The sequence below is a fragment of the Streptococcus sp. 4094 genome, assembly GCF_013277125.1.
GTDB lineage: Bacteria > Bacillota > Bacilli > Lactobacillales > Streptococcaceae > Streptococcus.
The window spans coordinates 17,860-40,433 of record NZ_VMMI01000014.1 but is presented as its reverse complement, the minus strand read 5'-3'; the positions used below and the strand labels follow the sequence as shown (position 1 = coordinate 40,433).

Annotated in this window: 21 protein-coding genes and 1 pseudogene; 5 read left to right on the top strand and 17 right to left on the bottom strand. The window is 40.4% G+C overall.

Translation table 11 applies throughout. The annotated features are described in order from the left end of the window. Window positions 1–7: 7 nt before the first annotated feature. The 5 genes from proB to HT721_RS04475 all read right to left on the bottom strand — a co-directional run bounded on the left by proB (window position 8) and on the right by HT721_RS04475 (window position 5,347). Window positions 8–1,117 carry a glutamate 5-kinase gene (gene proB, locus HT721_RS04495; protein ID WP_240149960.1) on the bottom strand — a complete coding sequence of 370 codons (1,110 nt, stop codon included), beginning with the start codon at window positions 1,115–1,117 and terminating at the stop codon, window positions 8–10. A gap of 100 nt (window positions 1,118–1,217) precedes the next feature. Next, complete coding sequence (cbpE, locus tag HT721_RS04490) at window positions 1,218–3,101, bottom strand: phosphorylcholine esterase CbpE (protein WP_173229072.1); 1,884 nt, start codon at window positions 3,099–3,101, stop codon at window positions 1,218–1,220. Window positions 3,102–3,103: 2 nt separating this feature from the next. After that, window positions 3,104–3,991 (bottom strand): RluA family pseudouridine synthase, encoded by an 888-nt coding sequence (locus HT721_RS04485; protein ID WP_173229070.1) that lies wholly within the window; start codon window positions 3,989–3,991, stop codon window positions 3,104–3,106. Further along, the gene (gene lspA, locus HT721_RS04480; protein ID WP_101782183.1) at window positions 3,981–4,442 is read right to left on the bottom strand and encodes a signal peptidase II; all 462 of its coding nucleotides are present in this window, start codon (window positions 4,440–4,442) and stop codon (window positions 3,981–3,983) included. The genes HT721_RS04485 and lspA overlap by 11 nt, the downstream gene beginning before the upstream one ends. Further along, a complete protein-coding gene (locus tag HT721_RS04475; RefSeq protein ID WP_001025694.1) occupies window positions 4,439–5,347 on the bottom strand; it encodes a LysR family transcriptional regulator in 909 nt (302 codons plus the stop codon). The genes lspA and HT721_RS04475 overlap by 4 nt, the downstream gene beginning before the upstream one ends. On the opposite strand from HT721_RS04475, the pseudogene HT721_RS04470 reads away from it, so the two are divergent. Next, window positions 5,340–5,536, top strand: a pseudogene (locus tag HT721_RS04470) (AraC family transcriptional regulator). The gene HT721_RS04475 and the pseudogene HT721_RS04470 sit on opposite strands and share 8 nt — an antisense overlap. A gap of 52 nt (window positions 5,537–5,588) precedes the next feature. On the opposite strand, the gene HT721_RS04465 reads toward HT721_RS04470, so the two are convergent. Both HT721_RS04465 and HT721_RS04460 read right to left on the bottom strand, forming a co-directional pair. After that, complete coding sequence (locus HT721_RS04465) at window positions 5,589–6,260, bottom strand: CPBP family intramembrane glutamic endopeptidase (protein ID WP_173229066.1); 672 nt, start codon at window positions 6,258–6,260, stop codon at window positions 5,589–5,591. A 53-nt stretch (window positions 6,261–6,313) separates the two neighbouring features. After that, entirely contained in the window at window positions 6,314–6,535 is a 222-nt protein-coding gene (locus HT721_RS04460) for an SP_0924 family bacteriocin-like peptide (RefSeq protein WP_033683595.1), read from the bottom strand. 272 nt (window positions 6,536–6,807) lie between these two features. On the opposite strand from HT721_RS04460, the gene HT721_RS04455 reads away from it, so the two are divergent. The 3 genes from HT721_RS04455 (at window position 6,808) to HT721_RS04445 (ending at window position 9,430) form a co-directional block, all read left to right on the top strand. Beyond that, on the top strand, window positions 6,808–7,617 hold the full coding sequence (locus tag HT721_RS04455) for a Cof-type HAD-IIB family hydrolase (RefSeq protein WP_173212301.1): 810 nt from the start codon (window positions 6,808–6,810) through the stop codon (window positions 7,615–7,617). 141 nt (window positions 7,618–7,758) lie between these two features. Then, window positions 7,759–8,667, top strand: a complete 909-nt coding sequence (locus HT721_RS04450) for an ABC transporter ATP-binding protein (protein WP_173212299.1) — start codon at window positions 7,759–7,761, stop codon at window positions 8,665–8,667. Window positions 8,668–8,677: 10 nt separating this feature from the next. Next, window positions 8,678–9,430: an ABC transporter permease gene (locus HT721_RS04445; protein ID WP_173212297.1), complete on the top strand. Its 753-nt coding sequence runs from the start codon at window positions 8,678–8,680 to the stop codon at window positions 9,428–9,430. A 39-nt stretch (window positions 9,431–9,469) separates the two neighbouring features. Here the strand turns inward: HT721_RS04445 and HT721_RS04440 are convergent, their stop codons facing one another. The 8 genes from HT721_RS04440 to HT721_RS04405 form a co-directional block, all read right to left on the bottom strand. Then, on the bottom strand, window positions 9,470–10,348 hold the full coding sequence (locus HT721_RS04440) for a HAMP domain-containing sensor histidine kinase (protein ID WP_173212295.1): 879 nt from the start codon (window positions 10,346–10,348) through the stop codon (window positions 9,470–9,472). After that, window positions 10,345–11,046: a response regulator transcription factor gene (locus tag HT721_RS04435; RefSeq protein WP_173229064.1), complete on the bottom strand. Its 702-nt coding sequence runs from the start codon at window positions 11,044–11,046 to the stop codon at window positions 10,345–10,347. The genes HT721_RS04440 and HT721_RS04435 overlap by 4 nt, the downstream gene beginning before the upstream one ends. A 191-nt stretch (window positions 11,047–11,237) precedes the next feature. Then, complete coding sequence (aguB, locus tag HT721_RS04430; protein ID WP_173212291.1) at window positions 11,238–12,113, bottom strand: N-carbamoylputrescine amidase; 876 nt, start codon at window positions 12,111–12,113, stop codon at window positions 11,238–11,240. 9 nt (window positions 12,114–12,122) lie between these two features. Then, window positions 12,123–13,208: an agmatine deiminase gene (aguA, locus tag HT721_RS04425; RefSeq protein WP_173212289.1), complete on the bottom strand. Its 1,086-nt coding sequence runs from the start codon at window positions 13,206–13,208 to the stop codon at window positions 12,123–12,125. After that, window positions 13,205–14,332 carry a carboxynorspermidine decarboxylase gene (nspC, locus tag HT721_RS04420; RefSeq protein WP_173212287.1) on the bottom strand — a complete coding sequence of 376 codons (1,128 nt, stop codon included), beginning with the start codon at window positions 14,330–14,332 and terminating at the stop codon, window positions 13,205–13,207. Before nspC ends, aguA begins: the two co-directional genes overlap by 4 nt. After that, window positions 14,332–15,591 carry a saccharopine dehydrogenase family protein gene (locus HT721_RS04415; protein ID WP_000088751.1) on the bottom strand — a complete coding sequence of 420 codons (1,260 nt, stop codon included), beginning with the start codon at window positions 15,589–15,591 and terminating at the stop codon, window positions 14,332–14,334. Before HT721_RS04415 ends, nspC begins: the two co-directional genes overlap by 1 nt. Beyond that, window positions 15,588–16,448 (bottom strand): polyamine aminopropyltransferase, encoded by an 861-nt coding sequence (gene speE, locus HT721_RS04410; protein ID WP_000366711.1) that lies wholly within the window; start codon window positions 16,446–16,448, stop codon window positions 15,588–15,590. The genes HT721_RS04415 and speE overlap by 4 nt, the downstream gene beginning before the upstream one ends. Further along, window positions 16,449–17,909 carry an aminotransferase class I/II-fold pyridoxal phosphate-dependent enzyme gene (locus HT721_RS04405; protein WP_173212285.1) on the bottom strand — a complete coding sequence of 487 codons (1,461 nt, stop codon included), beginning with the start codon at window positions 17,907–17,909 and terminating at the stop codon, window positions 16,449–16,451. It lies immediately after the preceding gene. 710 nt (window positions 17,910–18,619) lie between these two features. Here HT721_RS04405 and HT721_RS04400 point away from each other — a divergent pair. Continuing rightward, entirely contained in the window at window positions 18,620–19,315 is a 696-nt protein-coding gene (locus tag HT721_RS04400; protein ID WP_173212283.1) for a VIT family protein, read from the top strand. Between the two features lie 173 nt (window positions 19,316–19,488). Here HT721_RS04400 and HT721_RS04395 read toward each other — a convergent pair whose 3' ends face one another. Beyond that, window positions 19,489–21,477: an ABC transporter permease gene (locus HT721_RS04395; RefSeq protein ID WP_000489375.1), complete on the bottom strand. Its 1,989-nt coding sequence runs from the start codon at window positions 21,475–21,477 to the stop codon at window positions 19,489–19,491. 1 nt (window position 21,478) lies between these two features. Then, complete coding sequence (locus tag HT721_RS04390) at window positions 21,479–22,237, bottom strand: ABC transporter ATP-binding protein (protein WP_000173358.1); 759 nt, start codon at window positions 22,235–22,237, stop codon at window positions 21,479–21,481. Window positions 22,238–22,574: the final 337 nt, after the last annotated feature.

The window sequence follows — 22,574 nt, the reverse complement described above, 5'->3', positions numbered from 1 at the left end:
TTTACCTCTAAAATTCTGTAAAGAGTAGTTGGATTTCAGGAGTAATGGAAATCCAGTCATCACGGTGAATCAAGACCCCCTTGGCTTTTTGAGAACGCAACATATCCTCCAAAGCAGATGCACCAAATTGCACACGCCCTTTTCCAAGTGATTTTCCACTTTCCTTGTCAAATACTGTCACGATATCACCGTAAGAAAAGGCTCCTTCTGCTTCAACAATACCAGATAAAAGGAGACTCTTTCCATGTTGAGAGAGAGCTTCCTCAGCCCCTTTATCAACCCAAATAGAACCTTGGCTCTGAGCATAGAAGGCCAGCCATTGTTTCTGGGTACGCAGTCCCTTCTCTTGAGCAACAAAGTAGGAACCATCCTTGGTCTCCTCAGCCGCCTCAATCATGGCATCTGCCTTCAAGGATGAACAGATATAAACAGGAACTCCTGATTCTGTCGCGATAGTTGCAGCTTTGATTTTAGTTAACATGCCACCTGTACCATTAGACGAACCTGCTCCACCGGCCATATCAATAATCTCACGATTGATAGTCTCGATTTTCTCCAAGCGTTTGGCTCTTGGGTCGGAATTAGGATTTCCAGTATAGAGACCATCTACGTCTGTCAAGAGGACCAAAAGATCTGCTTGGACCATAGCTGCCACCTGGGCACTTAGAGTGTCATTGTCCCCGACCTTGAGCTCATCAATGACGACACTGTCATTCTCGTTAATAATAGGAATCGCCCCACGGCTAAGTAAAACCGACAAAGCCTGATGGGCATTTTTATAACGACGCTTATCTACAAAGTCATCCTGGGTTAGCAAGATTTGGGCAGAAACGATTTGGCGCAAGAGAAGATTGGTCGTGTATTCTTCCAACAAAAGCCCTTGCCCTACCGCTGCTGAAGCCTGTTTATCAGCAATCTTAGTCGGACGCTTTTTAAATCCTAAAGCTCCAAAACCAGCCGCAATGGCACCCGACGACACTAAAATCAACTCATGACCAGCCTCGTGCAGCATAGCCAACTGCTGGGTGATAGCCTTTACCTTACTACGTGATAAACTTCCATCCTCATTCGTCAGAGAAGAAGTCCCCACCTTAAAGACAATCCGTTTGTATTTCATAGTCTCACTCCGATTCTTCATATTTATCCATTATAACATGAATAACAGGAAATAGAAAAGAGTTGATAGGAAAAAGAAGGCCCTAAAACCTTCTTTTTTACTACTGTTCTGATTCCGATTTATTTGTACTCGTCTCAGAGCTTTTTGAGGTTGAAGAAGTCAAATCTTGCCTAGTTGAAGAACTTGTAATACTTTCGTGTTGACTCGTTTCTTTATTTTCAAGATCCTTTTTCACTACATCTTTCGATTCTTTTATTTCTGAATTACTTGTCGTTCTAGTTGTAGCAGATTTCTCTACCGGAACATCCACTAGCCAGGCACCACTTGAATCAACAGTATAGCCTTCTGGTGTCTTACCATTCACAAGTAATTGACCATTTTCTTTCAAGAAGTACCATTTATCCTTGTCTTTGATCCAACCCACAGCTCGTGAACCATCTTCCTTGTAGAAATACCAATCATTTGCCTTTTTAAGCCAACCTTGCTTCATAGCTCCTGAATTTTCTAGATAGTAATGATGACCAGCAACTTCTATCTCGCCTGTCTTCATGATACCAGTAGAATCCATATAGTACCAGGTTTCTTTATCTTTTACCCAACCCGTTTTCATTTCTCCTGATTGAGCAAAGTAATACCATTGCCCCTTATATTGAAGCCAACCTGTCTTCATAGAGCCATCGTTTGATAAATAATAGGACTGACCTCCAGTATTTACCCAACCAATTTCCATCTGATTTTCTTTGTTGAAATAATACCAGATTCCATCAATTTTCTTCCAATTTTTAGCAGAAGCACCAGAGTCTGTCAAATAGAACCAATGATTGTTCCATTTTTTCCATTGATTCTGTAACAAGATACCCGTTTGGTTAAAGTAATACCATTCACCTTCAATTTCATTCCAACCGACAGTATACTCTCCTGTAGAATCAGGTGCTTGATACCACCAATTCCCATACGCACTCTTATGCCAGCCAGCTTGAAAACTTGGAATCGGCTTGTAGGAAGTTGAAATGTTTACTAAACCGTCTTTTCGAATATCAAAAACTGTTGCATCATAGTCTTTGCTGGCTGCGTTGATCCTCTCAATTCCTCGTTCTTTGAGCCAATTAACATACTCACTATCAACACCATTTTTCCAAGGTAGACTATCCGAAGTTTGAACAATCAAACTCGGACTCAAATTTTTAATGAAATTCTTGGTATTTGATTTGTTTGTATCATGGTGATGATTAAACTTCATCAAATCAACTTTTCCAATAAGAGGTCCATACTTATCTTCCGCTCCATGCACATTATCTAAGTCGCCCCCAAGGTAAATTTTCTTGCCATTGACTTTCACTACACTAATCAGGGAATTGGAATTGTCATCCCAAATTTTCTTTAATTCACCTGATGAATCAGTTTCATTTTCATAGTTATAGAGTTGAATATCCATGTCCCCAAACTGAAAATGAGCATCTTCCTGTGTGATGTTTTGAATAACTGAAACACCTTTTTCTGAAGCAGTCTGTAAAACCTTATCATAACCGTACAGATTATCCCATAGACGTTCAGAATTAGTAATACGACTATCACTATATTTTTTAAGATAGACTCGGTCAACTGGATAGGTAGACAGTAATTCATCAACATTTCCAATATGATCACTGTGGGTATGGGTCACCAAAATAAAATCAAGTTTTTGAACACCCAATTCCTTCAAACGACGAAAGACACGGTCTGTTAGAACATGCTTATAAGACGTTTCAATTCCTTCTCTCCATGGATAACGAGAATCACTTCCATCTGGGAAATCATAATCTTCTCCTGTATCCACCATGGCAAAATGTCCATTGCTTTCAAGAATAATCGCATCACTGCCACCTTCTTGAACATTGATAAAGTGGATTTTATTTCCTGAACTTTCTTGAGCTTGAACATTCCCATACCATGACAAACCTAAAAAAGCGCCTACAAGTGCTAAACTAATCAATTTCTTTTTCATTCTTACTTCCTTAACCTCTCCAAAGTTTCCTTAAAAATCTCTGGGATATCTGCTGTAAATTCTAAGGTCTCACCTGTTCTCGGATGAGTAAAACCTAGAGTCTTGGCATGAAGAAATTGTCCATGCCCCTTAAGTGTCTTACGAGGACCATAGACTTCATCGCCAGCGACTGGATGGCCAATATAAGCCATGTGAACACGGATTTGATGGGTACGCCCTGTCTCCAGTTGTAACTCCACTAAGCTATAATCGCCAAAGCGTTCCAAAACGTGGAAACGAGTCACTGCAGGCTTCCCTTTAGCCGTCACAGCCTGTTTCTTACGGTCTTTTTCACTACGGCCAATCGGGGCTTCAATCACACCACGATCATTAGGCAGATTTCCATGAACAATCGCCCAATATTTGCGGAGAGACTTTTTATCCTTGAGTTCTTGGGCAAGTGCTAGATGCGCCTCATCGTTTTTAGCAATCATAAGAAGACCTGACGTATCCTTATCAATACGGTGAACAATTCCCGGACGCAGAACCCCATTGATACCCGACAAGTCCTTAATATGATACATAAGGGCATTTACCAGAGTTCCACTAGTATGACCAGCACTCGGATGCACAACCATCCCCTGAGGCTTATTAACGACAGCTACATCCTCATCTTGGTAGATGATTTCTAGCGGAAGATTCTCAGCTACATACTCTAAAACCTCTGGTTCTGGCACATGATAGGTTACAACATCGCCCTCTTGGACTGTGTATTTAGCTTTCTTGACTTGGCCATTAACCAAGACCTGTCCTGATTTGATTTGTTCATTCGCGAGACTGCGTGATAATTCTGTCAAATCTGACAAAGCCTTATCTAAACGCAGGCCACCAGTTTCAATTTTAATTTCCATTTATTTCCTCTTTTAGCATTGCAATCAATAAAATAATCACTCCAACCGTCAGATAGCTATCTGCCACATTGAAAATTGCAAAATTGATAAAGTCCAAGTGAAACATATCCACAACAAAGCCCTGACTTATCCTGTCAATAAAGTTCCCAAGACCACCTGCAATAATCAAGGTCAAACCCAAGACCATCCAGAATGAGTCCTCCATGTGTTTATGTAGATACCAAATGGCACCTACCACGACAACCAGAGTAATGACAGCGAATAACAACTGCTGATCTTGTAAGATAGAAAAGGCTGCCCCTCGATTTTGCAGGTAGGTCAAGCTAACGAAATTGGGAATCCAAGAACGAACTTCACCCAGTGGAATCTGTTGGACGATATAGGATTTAACCAACTGATCCAGCCCAATCAAAAGCAGTACAACGACTGCCACTATTCCTCTTTTTTTCATGATTTCCTCTTCTGATTAAAATATTCTTGCATAACTTCTACAAAGAGAGTCCCAGCTTGACTAAGCTCCACCTCTTCACGTTTAACATAGACCATGCGATTATCTAGATTATCCTTGAGACGAATAACTGTAATGCCATTCACACTGTCACTATCCAAAAATCCAGAACCTGTCGCATAAGCGTCCGTCCGCTCCAAAATACCATTCAAGGTAGCACGGTCTGTCACATTGAACATCTGCGAGCTCGCACTAGTATCAACAAAGTTCTCTGAATAATAAAGGTACTCATCTTTCTCTTGAGTGAAACGAACTGTCGGTAGATCCGCTAAATCCTCCATGACCAATTCCTCTTTCTGGGCTAAAGGATGCCCCTCACGGAGATAAATGTGAGTATGGAAGGGAATCAATTCAATGACTTCAAGGCCTAGCTTTTCAACCCGTTGCATAATACCCTTTTTATTTTGATTGTTGAGGTAGATAATCCCAATCTCACTGTGCCCTTGCGCCACTTCGTCTAAAATTTGAACAGTAGTTGATTCAAAAATACGGAAGTTCTTATAGTCAGGATAGCGCTCTGAGAAAGCCGTAATGGTTGGTGGCAAGAAGTCATAGTGCTGGCTAGCAATGGAAAATTCATCCTTTTCTTCCTCAGGATTGGCATACTGATTTTGAAAAATATCAAATCCTTTAACCAATTCTTGCGCTTTTTCATAAAATTCCATCCCACGACGGGTCAAGAAAGTCCCTGAGCTGGTCCGACGGAAAATCTTAAAGCCCAATTCTTTTTCCAAATCGCGCACAGAAATAGACAAACTCGGCTGACTAACATACATCTTTTCAGCAGCTTCACGGAAAGTACCGCTATTCGCAATAGCCACAACATAGCGTAATTGTTGAATGTTCATCTTCTACCTCCAACTTCTTTATCTTTTCATTATACCATATTTTAGAAGTTTTCCAAAAAGGAAAAAAGAACATCCTATTCTTCTTAACTATCTTCACTATCTGCCTTTCTCAAGCCAACCTTATTTTCAAAATCAATTCAAAAAATAACTGGATACACACCACTTCAGTATCGGAAAGAAAAACGATGACTATTTGTGAAAAAAAGAAAATGCCGGAAAGTTCCGACATTATTTTGGTAAGCTAACTTCCTGAAAATAGGAGTAACCACACATTCCAGAAGGCAGTGATATTGATGAAAATATGAACTAGTATTGGATAGTAGAGATTTTTTGTCATGCGATACAGTAGAGCTAAAATGAGACCTCCACTAGCATAAATGAAAAAAGCAAGAGGAGTTAAAGCAAAATTGATATGAATATAACCGAAAATAATAGCAGAAAGCAAGACATCTCCGTACCAAGGCGAGTTTTTGAAAAAGGTTGTCATAAGCACACCGCGATAAATCAATTCCTCAGCAATAGGGCCGATGAAGCAAGCCATGAGCAAGAAATAGGGTAATTCCTGTCTCCCCATCATTTCTATCGTTTCATTCAAAGAGATTTGATTTGAAGACGAGGGTATGAAATAAGACAAGAAGAAGTCCGACATATACAAAGTGATGTAACCCAGTAAAAGGTAGATAAAATACCTCAGCTGCCACTTGAAATGAAAAGTTTTCTTTCCTGCAAAAACTAGTAGATAGATGACTGCTGACAAAAGAACACCACTTTCCAGCAAAAGTAGAATCTGAAAAAACTCACGACTTGCTGGTAGATAGGGCTTTGCGAGGTGATTGAAAATTCCCCAAAACCAAGTTGATTTGTAAAAAATTAAGGATAATGCTAGTAAAATCTGAATAATCCGTTTTTTCATATTAAATCCTCTGTTTTCTCCCCTTGTTTCTTCATATTCCTACTAAATTTTACTTAAAATCTCGCGGCACTTCCTTTGCAAAGATGGTTACCTCCTCCAATATATCCTAAATCATAGGTTCCTCTGGGACAAAATCCATGAACCGGCATAGTTAATACTGGTTCCATTTGCCAAGCATAATAACCATTAGGTTCTTTACCATAGGGATCTGCTCCACCTTGGATCATCTCTAATTCTTCATTTGTTAGATTTATATTTTTTGTCATTAAAATCATGATATATTTCCTCCGTTATTGTTTAGATTAGTTGAGTAATCTGATACTCATACCTACTTACAAAAAAAAATATTATATTAAGTTGGTTTTTTAATTTGTCTAGTTGCAACATTGACAATTTTAGTATAGCATATCTTGGCCAAATATCCTCTTCAAATCATGAATTGTCATCAAAACATCCTAAACTGTAAAATCAATTAGCCCCAAGCTTTCTATCAATTTCTTCTCCCAAATATGCTATAATAATACCAAAAGATAAAGAAGGAAGACTTATGATTAAACTACTAGCCTTGGATATGGATGGAACCCTCCTAAATGAAGCCAAGGAAATCCCACAAGCTCACATCACTGCCATTCACCAAGCTATTGAAAAAGGTGTCAAACTGGTACTTTGTACAGGTCGCCCGCTTTTCGGTGTTCTCCCCTACTACAAAAAACTGGGGCTAGACCTCCAGAATGAATATGTCATTGTTAACAACGGTTGTTCAACTCACCAGACCAGTGATTGGGAGCTAGTTGACTGGCAAGAACTTAGTCCAGCAGACATCGAGTACCTCTATGACCTAGCTGAAAAAAGTGATGTTCAGTTGACTCTTTTTGATGAGGAACATTATTTCGTCCTCGGTGGCAAACCTAATCAAGTCATTGAAAATGATGCCAAGCTGGTCTTTTCAGACCTGACTGAAATTTCTCTTGAGGAAGCGACTAGTGGCAAGTACCGTATGTTCCAAGGGATGTTTTTGGGGACAGAGAGCCAAACGGACGATTTTGAGAAGCGTTTTGCTGGGGAACTCTGTCAACGATTTAGTGGAGTTCGTTCACAGCCTGTCATTTATGAAGCCATGCCACTTGGTACGACAAAGGCTACTGCTCTTTCTCGACTAGCAGAGATTTTGAAGCTTGATTCCTCAGAAATCATGGCTATGGGCGATGCCAATAACGATATCGAAATGCTCCAGTTTGCAGGGCTTGGCATTGCTATGGGAAATGCCAGCGATTATGTCAAATCTCTTGCGGATTCCGTTACAGCAAGCAACGAAGAAGACGGCGTTGCGCGTGCCATTGAGAAATATATTCTATAATTAAGAAGCCCAGTTCGTGTCAACTGGGTTTTGATATTTAAGAATTCCTAAAACTTTAGAAACTCTTTAGAAATGCTTGAGCTTTCTTTGATTTCTATGCTTTATACTAAAGTTATCAAAATAAATCAAAAGGAGAGAATCATGAAAACAGTACTTGATATTCATGGATTGTCCAAAAACTTTGACAAACAAGCTATCCTTCAGGATCTTCATCTAACGATAAGAGAGGGAGATATTTATGGACTTATCGGGAAGAACGGAGCTGGGAAAACCACCTTAATCAAAATTATTACGCAACTACTGTTTGCGGATAAAGGGACTGTTTCCCTCTTCTCTAGCCAAACGGAAAATGAGTGGAGCAAGGCTCTATCTCGAGTAGGTTCAGTGATCGAATCACCTGTGGCCCATAATCACTTAACAGCCTACCAAAATCTGAAATATTACTGTATGATTCGCCATATTCCAAATGCTGATCAAGTCATTCGAGAAACGCTGGACTATGTAGGTTTGGCAGATACAGGTAAAAAATTCTTTCGTGATTTCTCTCTTGGAATGAAACAAAGACTTGGTATCGCCATTGCCCTTCTATCTAAACCAGACTTCCTGATTTTAGATGAACCTATCAACGGTCTCGACCCAATCGGTATCAAAGAATTTCGACTCATGATTCAACGGCTCAATCAAGAAAAAGGGATCACCATTCTCATCTCTAGCCATATCTTGTCAGAACTCTATCTCCTAGCTAATCGCTTTGGTATTTTAGATCAAGGCAAGGTTATCCGTGAAATCAGCAAAGCTGAATTTGAAACACTAAGTGAGGATTACATTGTTCTTAAGACAGCTGATAAAGAGAAAGCTTGTCAAGTATTGAAAGAACAAATCCAGCTCCAGTTCAAGGTTGTTAATCCTGAAAACGAAATCCACATCTTTGGTCAGGAACAAGATGTCAAACAGATTCTCAAAGAATTAACCTTGGCAGATGTTGCCATTGACGAGATTTACTATGCCCGTCAAAACCTAGAAGAATACTTCACTCAATTGGTCCAATAGGAGAAAAATCATGATACATACCATTCAAGCAGACTTTTACCGTCTTTTCCGTTCCAAAGGATTCTGGATTACAGAGTTCATTCTCTTTTTACTCATGTTAATGGGGGCTGTTTTTGGGGCTACGGGTCAACTAATGGCAATCCAGACAGAAGAACCAGATATACCAATCCAAGGTTGGAATGGTATACAAGCCCTGATCAACGCATCTAGTCAAGGTTCAAACCTCGTTTTTCTCTGCATCGTCCTAGCCTGCCTCGTGCTTGGAGTTGATTTAATCGGTAAACTCTATAAAAATAATTTAACAGTGGGTGTTTCTCGTACCGAGTTTTTCCTTGCCAAAGCCTTTGTATTGGCTTGCATTGGACTTTCTCAACTCATCATCGGTCTCGTGATTGCCTTTATTCCAGCAACTATCTTAAATGGATTTGGGACTATGCCTGATGGCTTTATTGGAAATCTACTGATAACCATTTCCCTTCAATTCCTTTGCCTCCTTGCTTGGCTTTCTATTGTTTCCTTCATCCTCTATGTTAGTCATTCTTATCTTGCAGTATTTATTGGTTACTTGGTCAGCTCTACCTTACTTTCTATGCCAATGATCATTTTTCCAAATATCAAATTTTTACCCTATTTGTCCTTGCAATTTTCCTATGCTATGACTGCTAATAGTGAGTCAATTCTCTACACGCTTATAGTTAGCTTAGCTGTTATTGTAATCTTTAATATAGGTGGATTGACAGTTTTCAAAAAGAAAAGTCTATAAAAAATGACCTCCTCTAGCCTACAGAGGAGGTTTCTTTCGTTAAAAGTAAATGAAAACCGACAACCATTGCCCATCTGTGCTTAGTTTCATATCTGCACCGAGAAGATGACATAATTCCTCAGTAATATAAAGTCCTAAACCAGAGGATTCTTCGGTGTCTGATAGATTTTCAGAATAAAAACGGTTGCTGAGATTTTCTATTTTTTTGATGGGCTGTTTGACAAGGTTTGCAATCTCTAAGACAAGCTGTCCCTTTTCCTTTCTCAAAGATAGACGCGCTTCTTCCTTGCCATGTTTTAGGACATTTCCAAGCAGATTTTGTAAAATTCGATCCAGCAAGTCTTCATCAGTCCTTATTTTCAGACCAGCTTCAACCTTAAAATCAAGCGTGATATTTGCCGCCTGAAAAACATCATAATAAGCCAGAGTCTTCTTGGTGATAAAAGCTGAAAGATCCACTTCTTCCAGTTTCGGTTTGACAGCCCCTTCCATCAAACGACGATATTCTAGGAGAGCCTCCAAACGTTTGGAAACTAAATCAAGATGTTGGGCTATTTTTTGTAAGGTTTCTGATTTGTCTTCAGGAGTTTTTATCAATTGTTGCGTGTAGCCTGACGCGATAGTCAAAGGTGTCCGAATATCATGGGCAATATTGCTGATGGCCATATCCAGAGTCTGCTTTTCCCTTTTCATAACCAACCGAGACTGTTCTACTTCCAGAAATAGATTTTCAATTTGCTGGTAGAGTTGTAAAAAATGTTTGGAAAAAATGCTGACTCCGACTCTTTTCATACTACCTGTGAGAATCTTGTCCTCAATCTGTTGACTCAAGTTTTTAAGTGCTAGATGGTAGCGAATTAATACAATCGATAAAATAGTTAGGAGTATCAGTAGAACAAAGATCATCATGTAGGTCATTGCTTGTCTCCTTTTAATCTTATCCCAACACCCCAAATGGTTTCAATATATTCTTGATTTGGGTCAAGCTGGTTTAATTTTTTACGAAGATTACTCAAATGCGTATTGAGGGTATTATCTCCAGGTAGATAGCTATCCTCCCAGACCAGTTCATAAAGTTCTTCCTTGGTAAATATTTTCTTAGGGTGTTTGAGGAGAGTTTGGAGAATCAAGCATTCTTTCTTGGCAAGGCGAATGGTTTCCTGACTATTTTTGATTTCAAAACTTTCTGCATCAAACTGGATATTTTTCAAGTTTTGTGGCAGATGTTCAGTTTTTCCTATTTCCATAGACTGTTTTTCTACGCTTTGACGTAACTGAACAGTAATTCTGGCAAAGACTTCGTCCAAATCAAAGGGTTTCACTATGTAATCATTGGCCCCCTCTAAGAGGTATTGACTGATTAACTTCTTATCGCTCAAAGCTGTTAGCATAATGACTGGAGTTTGACTTTGTTCCCTGATGGCTTTTAAAACCTGATCCCCATTTTTCCCAGGAAGCATGATATCTAGCAAAACGAGGTCAATCTCACCTTGGTCAAAACGCATGATTCCTTCTGTACCAGAAAAGGCTTGAATCACCTCATGCTCCTCAGTAAGAAGTGTTCGTAAAATCTCTTGAATGTCACTATTGTCTTCAATAACCAATATCCTAGCCATAAATACCAACCTTTCTGCAACTATTATAGCATGTTTTATTGATAAAGCTTAAACAGAAAAGCTCCTCGCATAAAAGCGCGAGAAAGCCTTAGAGGGTTAAAATATAAAATCCACTTGCTAGATGACCTAGTATCCTTATAGTTGCTAATAAGAAGTTAGTCTAGCAGAATGAATCTCTCATTTCTCCCCTACTAGTCCGTAATACGTTGATACATTTCTGGTCTTCTATCTCGAAACAGTCCCCAGTTTAAGCGTTCGCTTGCTCCCTTATCTAGGTCATAAGTTGCTAACAGAACAGCTTCAGCTTGTCTTTCAGCTTGCTCTAGAATAGCTCCTGTTTCATCCGTCATAAAGGAGGAACCGTAGAAGTCAAGACTGGAACTCTGTCCGCCATTTTCCTCACTAGGCGTGACCTCTTCCAAGCCATAGCGATTGGCTGCAATAACTGGAACAATATTTGCTGCTGCGTGTCCTTGCATGGTACGTTGCCAATGGCCACAACTATCTGTATCCAAAATCGGCTCTGAACCGATGGCTGTTGGATAAAAGAGCAATTCAGCACCATTCAATGCAAGACAGCGCGCTGTTTCAGGGAACCATTGATCCCAACAGATACCGATACCAATCTTGGCATAGCGAGTATCCCAGACCTTGAAACCTGTGTTACCGGGTGTGAAATAAAACTTTTCTTGATAATAATGATCATCTGGTATATGGGTCTTCCGATAAACGCCTAGCACTTCCCCATCAGCATCAATAACGGCAATAGAGTTATACAAGATATTGCCATCTTTTTCATAGAAACTGATTGGTAAAACGACCTTTAGCTCCTTGGCAATGGTTTTAAAATGTTGAATAGCTGTATTGTCTGTCACCGACTGGGCATGCTGGTAGTAGTCATACTGGCGTTCCTGACAGAAATAGGGACGTTCAAACAACTCGGGTAAAAGAATAATTTGTGCGCCTTGTTCTGCAGCCTGATGTACTAAACGCTCTGCGGTTTGGATATTTGTTGCCACATCCTTAGCGCATTGCATTTGAATGGCTGCAACTTTTACATTTCTCATCTTTTTCTCCTATTCTGGGATTTGTTGGGTGATACAGTGGATATTGCCACCACCTAAAAGAATATCTCTGGCTGGTATTCCGACAACTTTACGGTCTGGGAAACACTTGCTGAGAATATCTAGGGCCACTTGGTCGTTTACATCCTCAAACTGTGGAACCAAGACAGCCTTGTTGGCGATATAAAAGTTTACGTAGGAAGCTGCTAGTCGTTCACCTGCGTAGCGTTCTTCTTCTCCTTCTTCATAGATGTAGCCTGGCAAATCCTCTTTGGTTACAATTTGATGAAGAGCTGGAATTGGAAGTTTATGAATGGTGAAGGGACGACCTTTTGCATCTGTTTCTTGCTCTAAGAGTTCGAGATCTGCTTTTGACATGGCATATTGAGGATCACTTTCGTCGTCCGTCCAAGCCAAGACAAGCTCTGCAGGACCAACAAAGGCAGAAACATTGTCAACGTGTTCATTGGTTTCGTCCTGATAAATACCATAAGGAAGCCAAATGACTTTTTCAGCTCCAAGGTACTCTAATAAGGTACTCTCGATTTCCTCTTTAGTCAGATGAGGATTGCGACCAAGACTGAGAAGGCAACTTTCAGTTACGATAATGGTTCCTTGACCATCGCTATGTATCGCTCCGCCTTCTAGGACAAAAGGTTTGGCATCATAAACAGGCATTTCCAAGGACTCAGCAAAACGACTGGCCACTTGGTCATCATCTTCATAATCTTGATAAAGACCATCAACAGCACCACCCCAAGCATTGAAAGACCAATCAACGGCCATCTTTTCTCTTTTGTCATTGAGAAGAATGATTGGTCCAGTATCTCGAGCCCAAGCATCATTGGTGGGAATGTCTAAATAAACAACGCTATCTCCAAGATAGTCTTGGGCTTCAGCTAAGTAGTCTTGCTCCACCAAAAGATAGACTCTTTCCCCTTCTGCTATGGTCTTAATAATCTGACTAAAAGCTGCTTTAGCAGCCTTTCCTTGAAAGGGCCATGAACCTGGTCGAGTAGGCCATATCATGAGGGTACCATGATGTGATTCGTACTCTGCTGGCATACGATAGCCTAATTTTTTTGGACTTTCCATCATGATAATCTCCCTTTAAAATCTTGATAGCCAAATGCTTTGACTAAGCTACAGTCTCCCTGTTCGTCCATGAGATAGAGACTTGGCAATCCAATACCATTAAAGGTATTATTTTTGACAAAAGAATAAATGGCCATGTCTTCGAAATAAAGTCTGTCTCCAATTTGGACTGGATTTTCAAAGCTATAATCACCAATTACATCACCCGTCAGACAAGTATTGGAAGAAAGTCTATAGGTATGGGCTTTATCCTGTGCCTCAAAACCATTTCTCAAAGGTGGACGATAGGGCATCTCAAGTACGTCAGGCATATGGCAGGTCGCAGAGGCGTCTAAAATCAAGATTTCCATACCGTTTTCTACAATATCCAATACTTCAGTTGCTAGATAACCTGCATTGAGCGCAATGGCTTCACCCGGCTCGATATAAACTTCAAGATTGTAAGTTTCTCGAATACGTTTGATTTCAGAAATCAGCAAATTCACATCATAGTCTTCTCTTGTGATGTGATGACCACCACCCATGTTGAGCCATTTTACTTCATGTAAATAAGAACCAAACTGCGCTTCTACTGCTTTCAAAGTTGTCTGTAAATCATCTGCTCCCTGCTCACAAAGGGTGTGAAAATGAAGACCATCCACCAAATCCAGCAAATCACTCGGTATCTTGTCTGAAGTTACGCCAAAACGAGAACCAGGTGCACAAGGGTCATAGAGCGCATGGTCACCCTGTGTTGAACATTGAGGATTGAGACGTAAACCAACACTGATACCAGCCTCACGACAACGCGAACCATGCTTACGCAACTGTCTCTCAGAATTAAAAACGATATGGTCTGTTATCTCAAGCAATTCCTCCAAGTCTGCATCCTTGAAAGCAGGCGCAAATACATGGACTTCACCAGGAAATTCTTCCCTTGCCAATTTGGCCTCATAGAGTCCACTAGCCGTTGTACCAGAGAGATATTGGCTAATTAGGGGATAGGTTTTGTAGAGGGAATATGCCTTCTGGGCAAGCAAAACCTTGCAACCAGCTTCTTCTTGTACATATTGTAGAATGCGGCAGTTTGCTTCTAACTTTGTCAAGTCAATGACGTAAGCTGGTGTTGGTACTTGTTCTAACTTCATTAGTCCACCATTTGTGGATTTTCAACCACAACCCATGGCAAACCATACTCATTCAAAGCTTCCATGAATGGATCTGGATCTAACTCCTCAAGGTTATACACTCCAGCTTGTTTCCAAGTACCGTTCATAACCAATTTTGTCCCAATCATGGCTGGAACGCCTGTCGTGTAAGAAATGGCTTGTGAACCAACTTCTGCGTAACATTCCTGATGGTCGCAAACATTGTAAATGTAGATGGTCTTTTCAACGCCATCTTTTACACCTGTAAAGATACATCCAATATTGGTTTTACCTACAGTACGTGGTCCAAGGCTGGCTGGATCTGGAAGCAAGGCTTTTAAGAATTGGATTGGAACGATTTCTTGGCCGTTAAAGTTAATGGTATCCGTACGAAGGAGCCCTACATTTTCCAAGCATTTCATATGTGTTAGATAAGATTGACCAAAAGTCATAAAGAAACGAATACGTTTGACACCTGGAATGTTTTTGGCCAATGATTCAATTTCTTCGTGGTGAAGGAGATACATATCTTTTTGTCCAACCTGTGGAAAATCATACTCACGCTTGATAGACATGGCTTCGACTTCGACCCATTTTCCATCTTCCCAGTAAGAACCTGGCGCAGAAACCTCGCGTAGATTGATTTCTGGGTTGAAGTTGGTCGCAAATGGATAACCGTGGTCACCACCATTACAGTCTAAAATGTCGATATAGTGGATTTCATCAAAATAATGTTTGAGAGCATAGGCAGAAAAGACACTAGTCACACCTGGGTCAAAGCCAGATCCAAGCAGAGCAGTCAAACCTGCTTCTTTGAATTTCTCCTGATAAGCCCACTGCCATGAGTAGTCAAAGTAGGCTGTAAAACCAAGTTCCTTGCAACGTTTCTCATAGATGGCACGCCACTCAGGATCTTCTGTATCCTCTGCCTCGTAGTTGGCTGTGTCGATATAGTGGACACCTGTTGCCAAACAAGCGTCCATAATGGTTAAATCTTGATATGGTAAAGCTACGTTCAAAACAGCTTCTGGTTTGTAGCTTTCAATCAGGGCAATCACTTCTTCTACCTTGTCAGCATCAAGAGCAGCTGTCTCAATCTTTGTACTTGTTTTGCCCTCCAGTTTAGCCTTCAAGTCATCACATTTTGACTTAGTACGGCTAGCAATCATAATTTCTTTAAACGTTTCGCTATCTTGACAAATCTTTGAAATAGCAACTTGGGCAACGCCCCCACATCCAATAACTAGTAAACGACTCATTTTTTTCCTTCCTCTTCTTCTAAAATGTCTTCAACATACTTGGGCAACATAAAGGCTCCCACGTGTAAGTTTGCAGTGTAGTATTCTGTGAAAAGCTGGCGTTCTTTCCAGCCTTCCTTGTCAAAATCTTTGACAGGGTGGTATTTTTTCGATGCAAATCCAAACAACCAATAGCCAGCTGGGCTAGTTGGAATATGGGCCTGATAGACTCGGCTGATTGGAAAGGCTTGATTGACCTTGCGGTGCATGCTTCGGCAAGCTGACTCATCCTCGTCAAAGAAGGGACTCCCATGCTGATAGATCATGATACCGTCTTCTTTAAGAGCCCGATAACTGTTACCGTAAAATTCCTTGGTAAAGAGCCCTTCCGTATGTCCAAATGGATCTGTCGCATCGTTGATGATAATATCGTAGTCATCTTCACAGTTTCGCAAAAAGCGTAGCCCGTTTTGATAGTAAATGGTAACACGAGGATCATCTAGCCCCGCAGCAAAGTCTGGGAAATACTCACGACAGACCTCAACCAACATCTCATCTGGTTCCACAATATCGATTTGCTCCAGTTCAGGATACAGTGTCAAAACTTGAGCAACACCACCGTCACCACCCCCAATAACCAAGACTTTCTTGGGATTTGGGTGGACAGCCATGGGAACGTGGACGGTCATTTCATTGTAGACAAAATCATCCGCATCTGAAAACAAGACGTGCCCATTTAAAATCAGTATTTTCCCAAAAGCTGGCGTATCCAAGACTTCGATATCCTGCCATTCACTTTTTCCAGCGTAGAGTTGTTTGGCAGTTCTCAGGGATAATTTCACATCTGGAGTATGAACTTCAGAAAACCATAAATCCATCTAGTTCTCCTTTCTCTTAATGACGTTGATGTGATTGACCTCGGGATCTTCCGTCCCTTGGAGGGAGCAACCACGTTCTTTGGCAAATTGAATATAGTCTACAATTTCTCGTGTAATGCGTTCTCCAGGAGCCAAGATAGGAATCCCTGGAGGATAACACATGACAAATTCTCCACAGACTTGATCGACAGATTCGTCCAAGGTCAAACTTCTTCTCTCTGAATAGAAGGCTTCCTGAGGAGATAACACCAACTCAGGCTGGATATATTCTCCAGCTATCAAGTCCTTCCCATCTCGTGAGTATAGTCTCTTTATATCAGCCAAAGCACCGACCAAACGCTCGATGTCTTGGATACGGTCACCAATCGAAATATAGGCCAAGATATTACCAATATCTCCAAACTCGATCTGAATGTCGTATTCGTCTCGTAGGAGGTCATAAACCTCTATACCTGTTAAGCCAATACCCTGAGTGTAAACTGACAACTTGGTTACATCAAAATCACATACCGAGACACCATCTATTAACTCTTTTGAGTAGGCATAGTAGCCACCGATAGCATTGATTTCACGGCGAGCATACTCGGATAGCTCAATGACCTTCTCAAACGACTCTTTACCACGAAAGACCAAGTTGCGACGCGAAATATCCAAACTAGCCATCAACAAATAAGAGGCGGATGTTGACTGGGTCAGGTTGATAATCTGACGTACGTATTCGGGATTCATCTGATTCCCGATTAAAAGAAGCGAACTTTGGGTCAAACTCCCACCAGACTTATGCATGGAAACTGCTGCCATATCAGCTCCTGCATCCATAGCAGAAATTGGAAGTTTATCTGTAAAATGCAAATGCGCTCCGTGGGCCTCATCTACCAAAACCATCATACCAGCTTCATGGGCCATTTCTGTCAATCCCCTTAGGTCTGAACAGATGCCGTAGTAAGTAGGATTGTTAATCAAAATGGCCTTGGCATCTGGATGGTTCTTTATGGCCTGGGCTACTCGGTCATTTTCAAGACCTAAAGCGATACCAATCTTAGGATCCACACTCATCTCGATATAGATGGGAATGGCACCACATAGAACCAGCGCATTGATAGCAGATTTGTGGACATTTCGTGGCAGAATAATCTTATCTCCTGCCTTGCAGGTTGACAGAATCATAGTCTGCACCGATGAAGTTGTTCCACCAATCATGAGAAAGGCATGGGCTGCTCCAAAAGCATCAGCTGCCAGCTCCTCTGCATCCCGAATAATCGAAATGGGGTGACCAAGATTATCCAAGGGTTTCATCGAATTGACATCAATGCCAACACATTTTTCACCTAACAGTTCGACAAGTTCTGGATTTCCCCGTCCACGCTTGTGACCTGGAACATCAAAGGGAACAATCCTTTTCTTGCGTAACTTCACCAAGGCCTCATAAATAGGGGCTTGGTTCTGATCTAACTCTTTCAAGACATACTCCTTTACCGTATTTTTAGCGCTTCAAGAAGACGAAGGCGACTAAAGGTTGACTCATGAAAAAAGAGCAGGATTTCACCTGCTCTGCAATCTTCTGACGTTTTTATGTTTGTTTCTGTTGAGTATGTCTGTTCCCGATGTTTCCTAACTCTCTAGTAGCAAATATTACGTACTTTATTGATCGTTTCACAAGATGACGTGTGCTTTCACCACACTAAAAATTTATGAATTAGGACAAACGTCCTAACATCAACTTATAAAAGTAGGCTTTTAACCCTATCAATAATGTGGTTTTTCAACCACGCTTCGGCATTCAACCCTGCCTGTCCGTAGGCATTTTTTACTCGGGTTTATATTTGCTAGAAAACATCATCTCATTTTCTAAGCTTTATTACTATATCATGTTTTTAAGAACTTGTAAAGCGTTTTACGAAAAAAATATAAAAAAGTTCGTAAAATATTTGGATTTTATTTGATTTCACACTAATTATTTTCTTGTAATCGATTATAAAGTGAACAAAATGATTATCGTATTTAATTTAAAATTTTTTATGCTATTCTACACTCTTTACCTTCGGTGTTTGATCTATCAGAGAAGATGTCGACATTTTTATATCATTAAAATCGTGCAACTTTTTTCAGATACTTTTAAAAGATTGATTTCCCTATATGTTTCCTTTATACTGGATAAAAAGGAGAATAGTATGTCAGAAACAAATCACGAAATCGATTCAAATTTTGCAGGTCGTTTAAATATTCTGCGTGCGGGTGTTCTTGGTGCTAACGATGGGATTATTTCCATTGCTGGTGTGGTTATTGGGGTTGCTAGTGCTACGAGCAATATCTGGATTATCTTTTTATCAGGATTTGCAGCTATTTTGGCAGGTGCCTTTTCAATGGCTGGTGGAGAATATGTGTCCGTTTCAACTCAAAAAGATACCGAGGAAGCAGCCGTTGCGCGTGAGCAGCTCTTGCTAGACCAAGATATGGAACTAGCCAAAAAGTCCCTCTATGCTGCCTATATCCAAAATGGAGAATGTGAAACCTCTGCTCAACTCTTGACCAACAAAGCCTTTTTAAATAATCCGCTCAAGGCTTTGGTAGAGGAAAAATACGGTATTGAGTATGAAGAATTTACCAATCCTTGGCATGCTGCTATCTCTAGCTTTATTTCTTTTTTCCTTGGTAGCTTACCACCAATGCTGTCAGTAACTATTTTCCCAAGTGAATACCGCATCCCTGTTACTGTCCTTATCGTCGGTGTGGCTCTTCTTCTCACTGGTTACACTAGTGCCAAACTTGGAAAGGCTCCGACTAGAACAGCTATGATTCGGAACCTAGCTATTGGTCTCTTGACCATGGGCGTTACCTTCCTGCTCGGACAACTTTTCAGCATTTAATACTCTTCGAAAATCTCTTCAAACCACGTCAGCGTTGCCTTGCCGTAGATATGGTCACTGACTTCGTCAGTCTTANNGAGCAACCTGCGGCTAGCTTTCTAGTTTGCTTTTTGATTTTCATTGAGTATAAAATACAAGAAATACCTCGATTTTGAAGTCGAGGTATCTTTTTTTTACATTTGGACAATCTTGCGATAGCTTCTTGAAGTAATCATGAAAATCAGCACATAGGCGATGAGGAAGATAGCACAGATAGACAAGGTCACAATCAACATCATAGTCGTATCCAGTACACCAATCACTTTTAAAATCAGACTAAGCATATGGTAGGCAAAGGCTAGATGTAGGAAGGCAAAGAGTAAAGGAAGGAAGAAAACAGTTAAAACCTGTTTGTTGATGGTTTGCTTGATTTGCTTTTGATCTAAACCAACTTTCTGCAAGATAATAAAGCGCTCACGGTCTTCATAGCCTTCAGAAATTTGTTTGTAGTAGATGACCAGAACGGTTCCGACCATAAAGATAATGGATAGGAAAATACCGATAAAGAAGACACCTCCAAAGAGGGCACTCATCTGAGCACTAGCATCTGATAAATTACTACCATACACATAGCTACCTTCCGTATTTAATTGAGCATTAAACTGATCGAGGTATTTATCATACTCGTCAGCGACCTTGAGTTGTTCTTCTTCGCTGGCATTTACATTCATGCCACCGTAAAACTGATTATAGATAGCCGAATCTGGGAATTGATCCAAAAAGGCTTGTAAATCAGGTACAACAAGGTAATTGTAATCAGCAGTCAAAATATTAAACTGATTTGGGACATGGTTGACAATAAAATCTTTAGTAAATTCTTCTTTGACAGAAAATTGATGATCATTCAGAGTTAGAGTTTTCTGTTCTTTAACTCCCTCATTCTTTGCAAAGAGTCCGACCTCATTTCCTGATAGAGACAGTTTTTGACCAGTCATATTTTCATAATCTTTTTGGTCAAATACCATGAAAACTGTTGTGGGTTGGACACGATTTTGTCCTTTTTCAAAAAGGGTTAACTTATTTCCTTCTTGGTTCGCAACACCGAAGTAAGTGTAACGAAACACTTCTTTTTCTTTAATCTTATAACCTTTGTCACTTGCAAACTGGCTCAAGAGTTTGTCCAAGTCTTCTTTTTCAACATTTTGCCCTGAAACTCCAAAATCATGAGGATTTAGAACTTTTTTAAAGCTTTCTGCGGAATTGAAAATGCTTGTCGCTGCTGACATGGTTACCAAAACCATTGTTGACAAGATAGCGATGGTTGCTAGTCCAACTGCATTTTTCTTCATACGAAAAATCAAGTTGGAAACAGAGATGAGGTTATTAGGTTGGTAATAGTATTTCTTATTTTTCTTTAAGATTTGGAGGAAAACGGTAATCCCTGCATTGAACAAAAGATAAGTACCAAAAATAACCAGTAAAACAGCTATGAAGAAGGTTGTTAAGGCTGTAAGAGGATCTTTTACCGTAAGGGCAAGATAATAGCCAATCCCTAAGCTAATCGAACCAAGAATCGTTTGGAGAGGTAGGAAACGACCTTTTTTCTCACCACTAGCTTTTTCACGAGAAAGCTGGAGGGCATTCATACGGGCGATTCGAAGGGCATTCAGGAACATGAGGCCTAGGAAAATCAAACCGAAGACAAGAAGTACTGTAATGACAACTTTCATCTGGAAGGTAGCGACCAGCTCCACCTTCAATTTCATCAGTTTGAGCAAGAAAGCGAAAATCAACTTGTCAAACAAGGCTCCAATACCGATACCTGCTCCAACAGTTAGAATCCCAAACACCACTAACTCCTTAAAGGTCATACTGATCAGGTGGCGTTTCTCCAAGCCCAGCATGCCATAAATTCCCAGTTCCTTGGAACGGTTCTTCATGACAAAACTATTGGCATAGAGGACGATAATGGCTGACGCAAGTGTGACGACAAACATACCAAATCCTAGAGTAGCTTGAATGCTTGATCCTCCACGGATTTCCGCAATCTTAGGATTGAAAGTTAGAGAGTAAAAGAGATAGGTGACGGTGACTGCCAAGAGAACAGCCAGCGCAAAGGGATAGTAGAGTTTGCGGTTTTTAATCAAGTTCGATACCGCTAACTTATTGGTTAATCGAAACATACTAATTCACCTCGCTTGCCATGACAGTCAAGGTATCAGAGATTTCTTGGAACATCTGACGCTCTGTCTTCTCTCCACGGTAGATTTGATTATAAAGAATGCCGTCTTTGATAAAGAGTACACGTTTAGCTCTGCTAGCTGCTGCTGTTGAGTGGGTTACCATGAGAATAGTTTGGCCACGCTCATTGATTTCATCAAAGACATCAAGTAAGGCTGCAGAGGACTTGGAATCAAGGGCACCTGTTGGCTCATCCGCAAGGAGAATTTCAGGTTCTGTGATGATGGCACGTGCTACTGCTACACGCTGTTTCTGACCACCAGAAATCTCGTAAGGATACTTCTCTTGCAATTGGTTGATGCCTAGATTCTCAGCTGTCACCACCAATTTCTTCATCATCTCCGTAATGGGTCTTCTTGACAAGACAAGCGGAAGCAAGATATTGTCCTTAACAGACAGAGTATCTAGCAAGTTAAAGTCTTGAAAGACAAAGCCCAACTTTTCACGACGGAAGCTAGAAGCCTGTGAATTTTTAATAGTTGCTGTGTCTGTTCCATTCAGGTAAACCTGACCACGACTTGGTTTGTCCAGCATAGCTAGGATATTGAGAAGAGTGGATTTACCAGAACCAGACTCACCCATGATGGCAACGTAGTCACCCTTTTCGACGGTAAAGTGAATATCCTTGAGGGCTTCTACTTGGTTGCCCTGAAAACGAGTTTTATAAATTTTTTGAACGTGTTTTACATCTAAAAGTGTCATGAGAATCTCCTTTCTTAATATCCCATCAAATGAAATGTTGCTTGCATCATAGCGCATCCCAGTTGAACACGCTCGATATCTTTATGGCTTGGTTTTCTTGTTTTCTTCTGTAAGATTTGTTTCATGATGTTACTCCTTTGTTCTTTATGAGTCTAGTTTACATCAAAAAAAGACCGCTTGCCATAACCTAACCTTACAAAAGAGACTTTAATCTTACATTTTTGTAAGATTGGGGGAAATATAGGCAAAATTACTTATAAAATAATTTGATTTCCTATTTTTAAAATTGTAAAATATAAGTATGAAAAGGCTTACTTTGAAAAGGAGGAAGCGGAAA